The sequence below is a fragment of the Antrihabitans cavernicola genome (assembly GCF_008297975.1).
GTDB lineage: Bacteria > Actinomycetota > Actinomycetes > Mycobacteriales > Mycobacteriaceae > Antrihabitans > Antrihabitans cavernicola.
Window position 1 is genome coordinate 452987 of record NZ_VLNY01000001.1, and the last position, 14666, is coordinate 467652.

General features: G+C 60.9%; 10 protein-coding genes. 4 read left to right on the forward strand and 6 right to left on the reverse strand.

The features are described 5' to 3' along the window. Window positions 1-4: 4 nt before the first annotated feature. Both FOY51_RS02240 and FOY51_RS02245 read left to right on the forward strand, forming a co-directional pair. Window positions 5-1711: a sodium:solute symporter family protein gene (locus tag FOY51_RS02240; RefSeq protein WP_371830393.1), complete on the forward strand. Its 1707-nt coding sequence runs from the start codon at window positions 5-7 to the stop codon at window positions 1709-1711. A gap of 14 nt (window positions 1712-1725) precedes the next feature. Further along, complete coding sequence (locus FOY51_RS02245) at window positions 1726-2013, forward strand: hypothetical protein (RefSeq protein WP_149428551.1); 288 nt, start codon at window positions 1726-1728, stop codon at window positions 2011-2013. Between the two features lie 30 nt (window positions 2014-2043). Here the strand turns inward: FOY51_RS02245 and FOY51_RS02250 are convergent, their stop codons facing one another. Next, a complete protein-coding gene (locus FOY51_RS02250; protein WP_149428552.1) occupies window positions 2044-5478 on the reverse strand; it encodes a DEAD/DEAH box helicase family protein in 3435 nt (1144 codons plus the stop codon). Between the two features lie 200 nt (window positions 5479-5678). Between FOY51_RS02250 and FOY51_RS02255 the strand changes: the two genes are divergently transcribed. After that, the gene (locus FOY51_RS02255; RefSeq protein WP_149428553.1) at window positions 5679-6905 is read left to right on the forward strand and encodes a hypothetical protein; all 1227 of its coding nucleotides are present in this window, start codon (window positions 5679-5681) and stop codon (window positions 6903-6905) included. A 189-nt stretch (window positions 6906-7094) separates the two neighbouring features. On the opposite strand, the gene FOY51_RS02260 is transcribed toward FOY51_RS02255, so the two are convergent. The 4 genes from FOY51_RS02260 to FOY51_RS02275 all read right to left on the reverse strand — a co-directional run bounded on the left by FOY51_RS02260 (window position 7095) and on the right by FOY51_RS02275 (window position 11877). Then, entirely contained in the window at window positions 7095-8000 is a 906-nt protein-coding gene (locus FOY51_RS02260; RefSeq protein WP_149428849.1) for a restriction endonuclease, read from the reverse strand. Between the two features lie 23 nt (window positions 8001-8023). Then, window positions 8024-9160: a restriction endonuclease subunit S domain-containing protein gene (locus tag FOY51_RS02265; RefSeq protein ID WP_187776138.1), complete on the reverse strand. Its 1137-nt coding sequence runs from the start codon at window positions 9158-9160 to the stop codon at window positions 8024-8026. Window positions 9161-9174: 14 nt separating this feature from the next. Then, window positions 9175-10719 carry a type I restriction-modification system subunit M gene (locus FOY51_RS02270; protein WP_149428555.1) on the reverse strand — a complete coding sequence of 515 codons (1545 nt, stop codon included), beginning with the start codon at window positions 10717-10719 and terminating at the stop codon, window positions 9175-9177. Window positions 10720-10821: 102 nt separating this feature from the next. Next, entirely contained in the window at window positions 10822-11877 is a 1056-nt protein-coding gene (locus FOY51_RS02275) for a hypothetical protein (RefSeq protein ID WP_149428556.1), read from the reverse strand. 147 nt (window positions 11878-12024) lie between these two features. Between FOY51_RS02275 and FOY51_RS02280 the strand changes: the two genes are divergently transcribed. Further along, window positions 12025-12603: an Rv1352/Rv1906c domain-containing protein gene (locus FOY51_RS02280; RefSeq protein WP_149428557.1), complete on the forward strand. Its 579-nt coding sequence runs from the start codon at window positions 12025-12027 to the stop codon at window positions 12601-12603. Between the two features lie 54 nt (window positions 12604-12657). On the opposite strand, the gene htpG is transcribed toward FOY51_RS02280, so the two are convergent. After that, window positions 12658-14592: a molecular chaperone HtpG gene (gene htpG / locus FOY51_RS02285; RefSeq protein WP_149428558.1), complete on the reverse strand. Its 1935-nt coding sequence runs from the start codon at window positions 14590-14592 to the stop codon at window positions 12658-12660. Window positions 14593-14666: the final 74 nt, after the last annotated feature.

A 14666-nucleotide genomic window follows, 5' to 3' on the forward strand; every position in this document is an offset into this window, starting at 1 on the left:
GCGCGTGACGTCGAACCTTGCGGCCGAAGGCGTGCTCTCGTTCAACACGAACGCGCTGGACTACGTAATCATCGCTGTGTATTTCGTGTTCGTTCTCGGGATCGGATACGTGGCGCGTCGACAGCTGTCGACCAGCCTCGACTTCTTCCTCTCCGGGCGCCGACTACCCGCATGGGTCACCGGCATCGCCTTCGTCTCCGCGAACCTGGGCGCCGTCGAGATCATGGGTATGTCCGCGAACGGGGCGCAGCTCGGACTCGCCACCATGCACTACTACTGGATCGGCGCGATCCCGGCAATGCTGTTCCTGGGCATCGTGATGATGCCGTTCTACTACGGCTCGACGGTTCGTAGCGTTCCGGAATTCATGCGCAAACGCTTCGACACCAAAGCGCACCTTGTCAACGCGATCAGCTTCGCCGTGGCGCAGATCCTGATCGCTGGCGTCAACCTGTTCCTGCTTGCGACCGTCGTCAAAGTCCTACTGGGCTGGTCGCTTTGGGTGTCGCTGATCGTTGCGGCCGCTATCGTGCTGACCTACACCGTGCTCGGCGGATTGTCCGCGGCCATCTACAACGAGGTTCTGCAGTTCTTCGTCATCCTCGCCGCACTCGTTCCGTTGACGATCATCGGACTGGTGAAAGTCGGCGGCTGGTCCGGCCTCAAAGACAAGGTGGTCCCGACCGTCACCGACGGGTCCGTGACGGCGTCGACGGGCGAGCAACTCACGTCCTGGCCAGGCCAAGCACTCAGCGGCTTCGAATCTCCCGTCCTGTCGGTGATCGGCATCGTGTTCGGACTCGGCTTCGTGCTGTCGTTCGGCTACTGGACCACCAACTTCGTCGAAGTTCAACGAGCGATGGCGTCGAGTTCGATGTCGGCTGCGCGACGCGCCCCGATCATCGGTGCGATCCCGAAGATGTTGGTGCCCTTTGTCGTTGTGGTTCCCGGCATGATCGCCGCCGCGGCCATCGGCGACATGATCAACCTCAAGAAGACCGGCAGCGGCGACATCACCTACAACGACGCGATGCTGTTGATGATGCGCGACATCTTGCCGAACGGCTTGCTCGGCGTCGCCGTCGCCGGCCTGATGGCGGCGTTCATGGCGGGCATGGCAGCCAACATCTCCGCGTTCAACACGGTCTTCACCTACGACCTGTGGGAGCAGTACATCGTCAAGGATCGCGAGGACGGCTATTACATTCGCGTCGGCCGAATCGCTACCGTGGTCGCGACGTTGCTGGCGATTTTCACAGCACTCATTGCGTCGGGCTACTCGAACTTGATGGACTATCTGCAGACGTTGTTCGGGTTCTTCAACGCTCCCCTGTTCGCGACGTTCATTCTCGGCATGTTCTGGAAGCGCATGACCCCGGCGGCAGGCTGGATCGGCCTGGTTTCCGGAACCGCCTCTGCTGTACTGGTATTCGTGCTGTCGAAGGTAGGTGTGATCGACCTACCAGGTCAGGGCATGCCGTTCGTCGCGGCATCGGCGGCCTTCGTCATCGATATCGCGGTCAGCGTCGGCGTCAGCATGGTGACGCAACCCAAGCCGGCGAAGGAACTCGTCGGGTTCGTCTATTCCGAAACGCCGCGCGAGCTGTTCACCGATCCGGAAGATGCCACCAACCCGTGGTATCGGCGCCCGGTTCCGTTGGCGGGCTTCGCATTAGGTCTCGTCATCATCCTGAACATCGTGTTCCACTGAGCTAAGGAACTGTCATGACAACTCCCCAAAAGACTCCGGGGCTCGCAGCGAGACTGTTCGACATCAGGTCCGTCATCGGCGCACTGCTGGGAATCTACGGAATCCTGCTGACCCTTGCCGGCCTGTTCCCGTCGATCTTCGGCAACAAGACGCACTCGTCGCCGTCCAACAACGTCGTCGACATGAGTGTCGGAACCAGCGCCAACCTGTGGGTCGGCCTGGTCATGCTGGCGATCGCCCTGGCCTTCGGTGGCTGGGCGATCGCGCGGCCGCAGGTCGTGGGCGACAAGGTCGACCAGTAGAAGAGGCCCCCGACCCCTCCTGACTGGCAGCTAAGCGCTCGCCGGCTCGACGGTGTTGTTGATTCGTTCGATGACGTCGACAAGTTGCCGCACCTGTGTGTCGTCGAACAGACCGGTCGGCCCTGCTGGGGCGTTGTCGGTGAACGGTGGTTCGAACAGCAGACTCGGATCCATCTCACCGTGGCGGGTCAGGTGCCCGATGATCATCTCCACGAAGTCGATCTGGTTGGCGGACGCCGTCTTGCCGTCGAGAAATTCTGCGAAGGCCTCGTTGGCGGCATGTCGATCCAGTCCCACCAACGATCGAATGAATCTCGCTAGGCCGCGCGCATTCTCGACGGCCTTCTGCAGGTCTTCTGGCTTGCCCGCGCCACTCTCGGCCAGCAACGCTTCTAGCGATTCCAAATCTCCTGGCGCCAGGGGCTTTCCGGTTTTCACCTTTTGCAGAGCGAGGTTGTCCGGTTGGCGACGCAGGTAGTCCCGGACCTTCGAGGTGAACCGTTCGACGTCCGTGCCGGTCTGGATCAACGGCATGTCGACCTCTTCGACCTCGCCCAGCGTGTCCTCGAAATCCGTGTAGATCACCGCACGCCTGCGTCGTTCCAGAAGCCCTGCGATCGAACGCAATTCGCGTCGAGCCTGCTCCAACATCGGTAACGTCACGTCCTGCCACCACTCTTCGCTCGCGACCTCGCGTAGCAAATTCTCTTTCTCTCGCACCTTGGGAATCGTCAACTGTTCCAGAAGCCCGTCGGCGATCTCTCGAATCTTGGATCGGTATCTGGCCAGACTTTCGGAATCGTTCAGTACTGCGAGCTGGCTTCGCAGCAAGACGAGGTCGAACCGCTTTGCCATCTCGTCGGAATCGCCGACCGTGCTCGGCAGCGGCGCGAGCGTTTCGACGATCTCGGTCGCCTTCTCTCGCGTCATCGGCTGCCAGGCGGATCTGACCTTGTACTTCTCGACTTCCCGACGACGAGACCGAACGAAGGTGTTCTCCCAACGCATTCCGTCGACGTAGTCGTAGAGGATCTCGATGGTGTCGTCGCGCAGTGCGATGTCCATACCCTTGTGGTCGAGCTCGGCCACCAACTCGGTGCGGGTGGTGAACAACCGCTGGGTCAGCGACGGCGTTACCGACCCGTCGCTGACATTCGGGTTGGCGGCGAAGAACTCGAAGTTGTCGCACAGATCGAAGATGAAGAAATCGGTCTTGTCCTGCCCCGGCCCGTACAGGTCCGGGCGGAGCCGGGTACCGCGCCCCACCATCTGCCAGAACTTGGTTTTCGACCGAATCGGTTTGAAGAAAACAAGATTTACGACCTCGGGGACGTCGATGCCGGTATCGAGCATGTCCACCGAGATAGCAATGTGTGGCGCCCTGTCGGGGTTGGAGAACTCGTCGATCAAATGCTCGTTGTGCTCCACTGCGGCAGTGATGACGCTGGCGAGGCGACCTTTGAACTCGGGGTAGTTGGCGTTGAACCGGTCGGCGATGAAGTCCGCGTGCCGTTGATTCTTCGCGAACACGATGGTCTTACCGATCAGATCGCCGCCGGCGACTTTGTGCCCACGATCCATCAACGTGGAAAGCGCCTTGTCCACCGTGTCCTTGTTGAACAGCCACTTGTTGACAGCTTCAGGATCGACGCCGTCGGGGATCTCGCCGTCCTCGTCCCACTCGGCCGCATCCCACCGCTGCTTCTCGTCTTCCGTCAAATCGTCGTAGCGAATACCGCGTGACGGAAACGTCAAGGGCACCTTGACAGCTCGCGGCGGGACGAGCCACTTGTCGGCGATCGCCTCGTCCAGCCCGTAGTTGTCGGTCGGTACGCCGTCTTCGATATGGAACAGCTGAAAGGTGTTCCTGTCGACCTCGTCTTTCGGTGTTGCGGTGAGCCCCAGCAGCAGCGAATCGAAGTACTCGAAGATGTGGCGGTATTTCTGGTAGACGGAGCGGTGGGCTTCGTCGATCACGACGAGATCGAAATAACCTGGACCGAAACGCCGTCGACCATTTTCGACCTCGTTGATCAATCCGAGCATCGTCGGGTACGTGGCGGCGTACACCCGCCCGTCGGTGTTGCGCTCGGTCAGCAGGTTGACAGGCGACGAATCCGGCAGCTCGGTCTTGAACGCGTTGATCGCCTGACGGACGAGTGCACGACGGTCCGCCAGGAACAGCACCCGTTTGGCCCAGTTCGCACGCATCAGGACGTCGGTCAGCGCGATGACGGTGCGTGTCTTCCCGGCTCCGGTTGCCATGACCAGCAACGCTTCTCGCGCATGATCGTTGTCGAATCGCTCAGCGACGCGACGGATCGCACGTTCTTGGTAGGGCCGGTCGACGATCGATTTCCGGATCTCGATGTCTGCCAACGCGCGACGGGTGGTGCGTCGTTGAATCATCAGGTCGAGTTCGTCGCGGGTGTGGAACCCTTCGATTCTTCGTGGAACGTACCGCGTGTCGTCCCAGATGTAGTGTTCCAACCCGTTGGTGTAGTAGATGATCGGGCGCTGGCCCGTCATCGTCTCCAGGCAGTCGGCATATAGTTTCGCTTGATGCTGGCCAACTTTGGCGTCGCGTGAGGTTCGTTTGGCCTCCACGACCGCCAGGGGTAAGCCGTCAGCACCCCACAGCACGTAGTCGACGAAGCCGGATTTCCCGTTGGGCATTCCGGCAACCGGGAATTCGCGGTCACGCTTGTCCGTGAGCGGCCAGCCGGCTTCGTGCAGCAAGAGATCGATGATGTCGGTGCGCGTCTGCGCTTCCTGATAATCGTGCGTGTCAGGGATGGCGTTCGCCGTGGCTTGCGCGACCGCAACTTCCTTCTGCAACCGTGCGACGAGTTCGTCGGTCGACGACTGCTCAGCCTCTCGGGCTGTCAACGTCGCGTCACGCGCCGCCAACTGTGCGAGGAGATCGGCGATCTGGCTCTCAGCCTGTCCCAGCCGCGCATCCTTGTCGGCGAGCTCGTCGCCGAGCCTCTTGACCTGCTCGAGCGACTTGGCCACGGCCTGCCCGCCGCCGGGCTTGGGCAACAGGCTCGCGTCGAACTGTTGGTCCGGGCTGGGTTTGCTCGACGGCTGGCTCGCGAATTCACGGGCGAACCACGACAGGACGTGAAAGAGCTCTGTCAGGGCTTTCCGGGCATCGTCCTGCGGAACCGGCTTTCCCTCATGAACCGCCTTGTTTCCCATCTTGCGGATCAAGTCCATCTTCACCTGGACACGGCGGTCGACGACTTTCATGAACGCCGCCTGGTGCAGGCGCGCAGCCAGATCGTTGCTGTACGGGGTCTCCAGCGATTTGATCCGGTAGATCCACTTCACGGCGAGCTCGGTGGTCCGACGCGCATAGAAGCACGTGGTGCGCGGGTCGAACAGGGCATCCTGTTCCGCCCGTTTTGCTTCCGCGTGCAGCTGCGGCCATTCGGCTCGCAAGAATTCGAAGTTTCCGTTCATGACCGCTTCCCTCCCGGTAGTGCCCGCCCACGGTGATCTTGACACAGAGCGGTGCCCGCAATGTGCAGAGCCGGGAGACATTACGTGCGAGCACCGACAGCCGTTCGTCGGAGCTGAATTGTCGTAGGCCTGTGCGACTGTGTTCGGCTGCGCAATCCGACGTGGCAATCCGCTTGATCAGCTACTGAATGGAGAAGCCAATGGCTACAAAAGACCGGCCCGAAGGTGTACGTGACATCGGGCGCGAAGTGTTGGACGAGTACGACGATTTGCGGCGGCGATTCGTCTGGAGCGTCGTTGCCGGGCTGCTGACCTACGCGATTCTGGCAGTTTCATCCGGAATGTTGTCGTGGTCGAAGGCGCACGAGTCCGCCCCGGTAATGCTTGTCCCATTGACGATCGGGCGGAGCGACGGCGCGGCAATCCTCGCCGTTTTGGCGAGCCTGGTGGTGGCGCTGAACGTAGCGGTGTGGACATCTCGTACGACGAATGGGCCTGCGAGCTTCATACATGCGCGCAGCCAACTCCTCTCCGAGGCAGGTCTTGCTGTGTCGAGCGCATCGTTGCTGGTGGGCGCTGCGGTGCTGTTTCAAGACGCACCGCGGGTCATGGACTTCGCCGGGCGTCTACCGCTGGCGATCGGGGCTGTCGTAATCGCTTTGCTCGCGACGGACGCCAGTTTCGCGCTGGACCTGGATAAGGACATCGAAGAGGCAGTCGCGACGAAGAGGCGTGAGCGCGAGGCCACGGTACTTCGAGCCGCCGCTGCGCGACTTGACGACGGGCGTGATGGGAGAAAACGGAAGCGGAGGTGGCTCGATGGAGTGTTCGTGGCGGCCACGTCAGCCGCGCCGTTGATCGCGTGGATAGGTGTATTCGGCGTCGAGCACGACTCGTTGCCGGCGCGAGTTTGGTTCTGCGTGCTCGCATTTCTGTTGACGTGCATGTCCACGGCGGTTGGGCTGTACGTCGCTTATGGCGCTGCGTGGAGTTTCATGCGACGAAAGCATTCTTTGCTGCTTGTGCAGGTACTGACCGGGGTGATCTGGTATTCGTCGATGGGGGTAGTTGTGTTCGCCACAGCGAATTGGCCGGACCGCAGTGTCGGGGCCAGCATCGGGCTAGCGGCAACCGTGGCGATCGCCACGTTCGGGCCGCTCGCGTTGATCGCAGCTGGGCTTCTGTGGAAAGGCTCGATTCTTCCAGGAAGAACGGCGAGGCAGAGTCTGCGCTCATCCCTGGTCGAGCGCGCAATTCTTCTCGAGAAGTTAAATTCCGGGGGCCCGACAGCCAACGACCGTGCTGAGCGCTTCGGCCGCATCCGCCGGCGGTATCGACGGGTGACGGGGCTCGACGCCCTCGACACGGAGCAGCCTGTAGCGGCCCCGCTTGAGGCTGAACTGAGCGCCACCGACGAAACCCGATAACGAAGCCGATCGGTCGGACTGCCTCGGGCCGATCGGCGTTCGCTGGGCATCCGTTGGCGAATTTGTCCTGTCTAATTACCTGTCCCACCCGTGCGACAAATTCGTAAAATCCGCCGTCGACTAGTACGAAATGGTGGACGACGCCAGATACGATCGCGAGACGCACCGGCGACTGCCAGAAAGCCTCGGTCACTCGAAGTAGTCTTCGTCGACCTCGACAACCCTGAAGGTTTGCCGCGATTGGACGGCAACCTCATATTTGATCATCAACGAAGCAAGCCGTTGTCCGTCGATGAGGATGACACGGGTACCAATAGTGCTTGCGTAATCGATTGCGCCCGCGGTGAATTGGCTCGTGGTGATGAATACACCGCGCGCTGCCCCCACGCCGTGCAAGGCACCGACGAACGCTTGGATCTCTGGCCGGCCGACGGTGTTGTCAGCGCCGTATCGTTTAGCCTGCACGTAGATGCGATCGAGTCCAAGCGCATCCTGGTCGATGACGCCGTCAACGCCACCGTCCCCCGAGCCACCGATCCGTTTCGCACGTTGTTCCGCGCCTCCGTAACCCATCGCGACAAGCACATCAAGCACGGATTGTTCGAGGAAGTCTGGGTGCTGCCCGCGCAGCCGCTTCAGGAGTTCTGCGGCCACCTCCGCATGTAGGCGCGCAACACCGCTTTCGATCTGTTCGAGTGGGTCCGCGCCGATGTCGGGCTCTCCAGACGAGTTGGATTCCTGTTCAATCGCGTCGGTTCTGTTTTGAGGAACATAGGCGCGATACGCGGCAATGTTCTTCAAAACCTTCTCATCCAAACCCTCTGGATGGGCGGCCAGGTGAGCGCGACCTGCATCGGTAATCGTGAACGTGGCCCGCTCGGGCTTGGAGACCAACTCCGCTCGATTCAATCCGCTGAGCGCCCAACCGATTCTATTGTCAACCCGGTGTTGTCCAGAGGACAGAACCTCCGCGCGTTGATCGTCGGTCAGGGCGAGGTGGTTTGCTACAGCCTCGTGCAATTCGCGTTTGCGCCATGTCCCGCCGTCGGAAAGGACTTTCAGAATCGGCGATAGGAATCCGGACCAGACCGGCATGCCAGAAACACGGACAAAGTCGGTCACAGTTCACCTCGGAACGCGCGAGATTGAAGAGATGCAAAGAGGGTGTCGAGTTCGGTCAGGGCCGATAGCCCCTCCTCACGAATGGCTTCAATATTCTCGACGCGCTTAACAAAGTGTCGCTGTCTTGTTCTATCGGGACAGGGAACTAGCAAACTCCGAACATCGTCGAAATTCAGGCCCGCCTTCGTCCCGCCTCTGCTTTTGGCCGAAATCTGCCTTTGCCCAGCTGGGCTTGCGATAACGCGTGACAGAAACCTCGGTTCGAAGCGGTCACTTCGAAGAATCGCGAGGTGCTGGTTGATGTATCCGCCCGCCGCCGCTTCTGAGATCACCGCTGTCCGCCCCAGATCAGCTGTGATACTTAGCACGACGTCACCAACCCTCACCTTTGTCCTCTTCGCCTCCGCAGTACTAGGCGGATCTACATACGCAACATCCCGTAGCCGCAGTTCGTCGTCTCCCACGTTCTGAATACGAAGGAAGATCTCTCCTGATTCGGCGTAATACCTGGCCCAACCCCGTGAGCCGCTGGTCAGGAACGAAAGCTGCTCACCCAAAGGCACGTGTCCGCCAGCATTGGCCAGTTCGGTGCCGAACATGTCGATGAAGATCGACTGGGTCAGCTCATCGAGGCGGGCGAGGGCTTCGCGGCGCTTGGTGCGGAGGGCGTCGGCGTGGTCGAGGATCGCCGCGATACGGCGCTGTTCGGGGAGGGGAGGGAGCGGTACTTCAATCGTCGCAACATGCGCCGGCCGCGCCCTCATAAGTGAACCGCCGACGCCTGCCACAGTTTGCATCAGCTGCGAGTGAAAGAGGTCGCCGACAAGCACGTGACGAAGCCATCCGGCGTGAATACGGTCCGACCGGAATACCATCCATTCGCCGGACGCAATAATCCGGCGCCCCCGTTCGGAACCGACAACCCACGCCCGACGGATATGAGGGACGATCCGCGACAACAGGACATCGCCCGTCCGTACTACCTGTTTGGAAGACCCGATCTCGGCACCGACGACAACGTCGGGCAGACCGCTATCGAACGCCGGAATGCTGTAGAGGTCGAACGACTCGTCGGGGTGCTTGGCGGGATCTACTGACCCCGCACGCTTGACCATCAACTCCCCCAACGTCACCATCGGCCACGCTGTCACGCCGCACCGCCAGCCAGCATCTCGCGCAACTGCGCCATGCCGTCGGTGATTTCCTTCTCCAGCCGATCGAGCTCGTCGAGAATCACTTCGGGCGTCCGGTGCTCCACCTCTTCGTGCACGATTTCCTTGTACCGATTCAGTGACAAGTCGTAGCCCTGCGCCGCGATATCGTCCTTCGGCACGCAGAACGATTGCTCGGTACGTTGTTGTTCCAGTTCGGAAGAGTCTCGTAAGAACCAGCGCTTCAACACATCCGGCAGATTGTTCTTGGCGTGCTCATGATCGTTAAGCACCCCCGAGACGCCGAGTTTGCCTTCATCGAGCAGCGGAGTTCGCTTGTCGTCCAACGAGAATCCGTCAGCTTGTACGTCATAGAACCAGACATGATCGGTGCCGCCGGAGTCGGTTCTGGTGAAGAACAGAATGGCCGTCGAGACACCGGCGTACGGCTTGAACACGCCGGACGGCAGTTTCACCACGGCGTCGAGCTTGTGATCTTCGACGAGGATTCGTCGAAGTTCTTTGTGCGCCTTGGACGATCCGAAGAGCACACCATCGGGCACGATGACTGCGGCTCGGCCACCCGGCTTAAGCAGACGGAGGAAGAGGGCCATGAACAGCAGCTCGGTCTTCTTCGTCTTGACGATCTGCTGCAGGTCTTTGGCGGTGTTCTCGTAATCGAGCGAACCAGCGAACGGCGGGTTGGCAAGGATCATCGAGTACGCACCGGCGTCGTCATTGCTGGCTTGCGCCAACGAGTCTCGGTATCGAATGTCGGGCTGCTCGACGCCGTGCAGCAGCATGTTCATCGAACCGATTCGCAGCATGGTGTTGTCGAAATCGAATCCGTGGAACATGTCGTGGTGATACTGCTCCCTGCCCGCGCCGGAGCTGATCGCGTCGGCATAGTTGGCGCGCATGTACTCCGTCGTCGCCACCAGGAAACCGCAGGTACCCGATGCTGGGTCGACGATCCGGTCGCCCGGTTCTGGCCGCATCATCTCGACCATCAATTGAATGATGTGGCGCGGCGTGCGGAACTGACCATTCTGGCCGGCGCTGGCGATCTTGGCGAGTAGGTACTCGTAGATGTCGCCCTTGGTGTCGAGGTTGTCCATCGGGATCTTGTCGAGCCGATCCACCACGCGCTGCAGCATCCCGGCGTTGGGAATCGTCAGGCGAGCGTCCTTCATGAAGTGCGCGTACGTCGAGTCCTCGCCGCGCATGTCCTTGATAAACGGGAAAACCCGCTTGTCGACCACCTCGAACGCCTGGGCGGCGTCCATGTTCTTGAATCGGGACCAGCGCAAGTCCTCCCAATCGCGACCGTCGTAGTCCTGCCCGACTGGGAACGGATTATCCGTGATCGGCTTCTTGAGCAGGTTCGCCCTGTTGAGCGCGAGAGTCTGCTCGTCATCGAGGCGACGAATGAACAGCAGGTAGGTGATCTGCTCCATCACTTCGAGCGGATTGGAAATTCCGCCGGTCCAGAACGCGTCCCACACCGCGTCGACTTTGCTCTTGATCTCACCGGTAATCACTGGTGTCCCACCCTGTCTTCGTACTTGTCGGAGATAAACAGAACTGTATATACGGCGGGACCGACAGATTCCGAGGCGGGTGAATCAATCACCACGTCTGCATCAGGGGGTCGGCGCGAAAGCGCGAAGGAGCGCTGCCTCAGCCAGGCTTCTGTTGTGGGACTGGGCGTATCCCGATCCCGGCCTACGCATCCGATCGAGCGCGAAATGAGCTGCAGCAAACTGTAGTTCAGGGATCGACTCCAGTGCCGCAACGAAGAGCCCGAGGTTGTCGAAGCGGATACCTTGTTCCCAATTGCCGCCACTCGGGTGGCAATCCATCACCTGCCGCGCGCCGAACTGTCTCAGTTCCCGCCTGAATCCCAGCCTAGCGAGTCCACGGCCAGGAAGGTGCCTCCGGTCGACGAACAGCATGGCGTGTGGATCCTCACCACTGGTCGTTTCGAAGATGTAGAAGACCTCGATCACGGCCATCGTGCAGGTGAGGATTCTCCGCCCCTGCGACCATGCGGGGAGACTTGTCGCCGTCCAGAATGTCGCTTCGGTGGTTCGCGGGAACGGTACGCAGTATCGGAGGTAGGCAGCGAAGGCGTCGAGTATCGAATCCGAGTGCGGCAGGCGCAGCAGGGCGTCGTACTTGTGCCGGTTCCGGGCAACCGCGCTTGCACTGAACTCGGTCAACTCGCCGCAATCACATGCGTTCGCCGTGGCTCGCGGAGCTGCCAACCAGGATTGTTGATCATCGATCGGTACCAGCTCGTCCAGGCTGGAGGCGCCGACGATAGAGCTGGCCCATTCGGTATTTCTGTTGACCAAGCCATGCCGCTCCGCGTCGTGCACAAGACGACATTCCATACTGCGAATCTCTGACGCGGACGCCGAACTGGGGATGAACCGAAACCCCTGCATATCGGGCCATGTCTCGGCATGCGTTCGCAAACGCCTTGTCACGTCGGAGGTCGAAATACCTACGTAGATATCATGATTGGTGCTTTCGATCAGGTACAGGCCTGCAACGGATCCGTCATGCGCTGCACGGAGTTCCCGTAGCCCTTCCTCGGTCAGCGCGTAGCCACGTCCGTAGCCCTGCTCGCGAGCCCACTTTTCGATAACACCGTCAGGCTTCCACCCGGGGTCGGCGTTATTTTTCAGGGCCATGAGCAGCAGATTAGCTGCGCGGAATCGCCCTAGTTCCGGGATTGGTAAACCGTCGACCGAAACTTGTCGGTGCCTTACGTCATTCTGTGCAGTCCTCGACCGAGGGCGCGTCGCACGTCGGCGCTGATCTCGACGAGGAGTCGACTCATGTCCCACATCAACCAAACCCCGCATCCCGCAGTCGTTCGCAAACCCCGCAAGTGGCCCTGGATCTTGGGGTTGCTCGTCACGCTGATACTCGGCACAGCGATCGGAATCACCGCGAAGCCCGAGCCCGCCGATCCCCTCACGCAGCGGACAGCGGCTATAGAGCAGCGCGAGAAGTCGGTCGAAGACCGCGATCAGGCCATCACCGAACGAGAAAATCAGCTCGCGGGCAAGACGCAATCCGCAAGCACAGCCTTCGACACTCGCAAACAGCAGCTCGATCAGCGCGAGGCAGGTCTGGCCAGTCGCGAGCAGGCGCTGCTACCGAAAGAGCAGGCAGCAGCGAAGTACACCATTCGCGGCGACGGCATCTTTCTGGTCGGCAAGGACATCAATCCCGGCACCTACCGCAACACCGGCAACAAAGGTTGCTACTGGCAGCGATCGAGCGGTACCAGCGGTAGCCTCGACGAGATTCTCGCCAACGGCAACGAATCCGGCCCAGCCGTGGTGACCATCCAGGCCTCGGACGTCGCGTTCACCACCAAGCGATGCGGAACCTGGACGTTGGCGAACTGATCGCCCGCAGGTGCGCGAGGTCGGCAACCACTCGTTGCCGACCTCGCGCAATCCTTACAGCGTCCGCGCCAACCGATCGGCCAACAGCTTGGCGAAGGCGGCGGGATCTTTCAGCTCGCTGCCTTCGGCGAGAACGGCTGTGCCGTAGAGCAACTCGGCCGTCTGCGCCAAATCGGCGTCGTCCTTCTTCTCCGCATGCGCCTTCCGCAGCCCCTCGACCAACGGGTGCGTGGGGTTCAGCTCCAGGATCCGCTTGAACTGCGGCAGCGGCTGACCCGATGCGCGGTACATCTTCTCCAACTGCGGAGACATGTCCATGTCGCCACCAACCACGCAGGCCGGTGAGGTGGTCAGCCGCGAAGACAGCCGGACTTCCTTGACCTGATCCTCGAGCGTGGACGTCATCCACAGCAGCAGATCCGCGAATTCCTTGGACTGCTCGTCGCGCAACGCTTCGGTGGCCTGCTTCTCGTCCTCGGTGTCGAGGTCCACCTCGCCCTTGGCGATCGACTGGAACGTCTTGCCGTCGAACTCCTGTACCGACCCGACCCACATCTCGTCGACCGGGTCGGTCAGCACCAGCACCTCGAGGCCCTTGGCCTTGAAAGCCTCCATGTGCGGCGAACTTTCGATAGCCTGCCGGGTTTCACCGGTCATGTAGTAGATCTGCTCCTGACCGTCCTTCATGCGCTCGACGTAGTCGGCGAGGCGGGTCAGCTTATCGTCGTCGTTGGTGGTGGCGAACGACGAGACACCCAGGATCGCGTCCTTGTTGTCGAAGTCGGACAGCAAGCCCTCCTTGAGGACTCGGCCGAACTGACCCCAGAATGTGTCGTACTTCTCCGCCGACATGTCCTTGATCGTGGACAGCACCTTCTTGACCAGGCGCCGCTGGATGGCACGGATCTGGCGGTCCTGCTGCAGGATTTCTCGAGAGACGTTGAGCGACAGGTCTTGTGCGTCCACCACACCCTTGACGAAGCGCAAGTACTCCGGCATCAGCTCTTCGCAGTCGTCCATGATGAAGACGCGTTTGACGTAGAGGTGGATTCCGCGGGCCGAGTCGCGGTTGAACAGATCGAACGGCGCCTGCGACGGAATGAACAGCAGCGCTTGGTATTCGAACGTGCCCTCGGCCTTGAGCGGAATGATCTCCAGCGGCTCGTCCCACGCGTGGCTGACGTGCTTGTAGAACTCCTTGTATTCCTCGTCGCTCACATCGCTCTTCGGACGCGTCCAGAGCGCCTTCATCGAGTTCAGCGTCTGAGTCTCGATGGTGGTCGAGGCCGGAACCTCTTCGCCATCTTCGGTTTTCGAGGCAGGCGTGGTGCGCTCGATGTCCATGCGGATCGGGAACGCGATGAAGTCGGAGTAGCGCTTGACGATCTCCTTGACCTTCCACTCCGACGTGTAGTCGTAGAGGTGATCCTCGGAATCCTCAGGCTTCAGGTGCAGCGTAATCGTGGTGCCCTGGGGCGCTTCGTTCACGGTCTCGATCGTGTAGGTGCCCTCGCCGGTCGACTCCCAGCGAGTCGCCTCGGTCTCGCCTGCGCGACGGGTCAGCAGAGTGACCTTGTCGGCGACGATGAACGTCGAGTAGAAGCCGATGCCGAACTGCCCGATCAGCTCTTCGGAGGCCGCCGCACTCTTCGCCTCGTTCAGCTTGCGTCGCAGCTCCGCAGTGCCCGACTTGGCCAGCGTGCCGATCAGGTCGACCACCTCCGCGCGCGACATACCGATGCCGTTGTCGCGCAGCGTGAAGGTGCGAGCCTCTTTGTCGAGGTCGATCTCGATGTGCAGGTCCGACGTGTCGACGTCGAGATCCTTGTTCTGGTACGACTCGAGCCGCAGCTTGTCCAGCGCATCGGAGGCGTTGGAGATCAGCTCGCGCAGGAACGAGTCCTTGTTCGAGTAGATCGAGTGCACCATCAGATCCAGCAGTTGCCGGGTTTCGGCCTGGAATTCCAGTTCTTCGACTTGCGCAGTCATGTTCTCCCCTTCGATCGACCGGCACATTTTATGCGCTACGCGCAGGTGAGCGTTTAAGGGGTCCAGAGGCCAAC

Bases quoted from the DNA above. Each gene is read 5' to 3' on its own strand.
- FOY51_RS02245 (WP_149428551.1), top strand. From the start codon at position 1,726: ATGACAACTCCCCAAAAGACTCCGGGGCTCGCAGCGAGACTGTTCGAC.
- FOY51_RS02250 (WP_149428552.1), bottom strand. From the start codon at position 5,478: ATGAACGGAAACTTCGAATTCTTGCGAGCCGAATGGCCGCAGCTGCAC.
- FOY51_RS02255 (WP_149428553.1), top strand. From the start codon at position 5,679: ATGGCTACAAAAGACCGGCCCGAAGGTGTACGTGACATCGGGCGCGAA.
- FOY51_RS02260 (WP_149428849.1), bottom strand. From the start codon at position 8,000: ATGCCGGTCTGGTCCGGATTCCTATCGCCGATTCTGAAAGTCCTTTCC.
- FOY51_RS02275 (WP_149428556.1), bottom strand. From the start codon at position 11,877: ATGGCCCTGAAAAATAACGCCGACCCCGGGTGGAAGCCTGACGGTGTT.
- FOY51_RS02280 (WP_149428557.1), top strand. From the start codon at position 12,025: ATGTCCCACATCAACCAAACCCCGCATCCCGCAGTCGTTCGCAAACCC.
- htpG (WP_149428558.1), bottom strand. From the start codon at position 14,592: ATGACTGCGCAAGTCGAAGAACTGGAATTCCAGGCCGAAACCCGGCAA.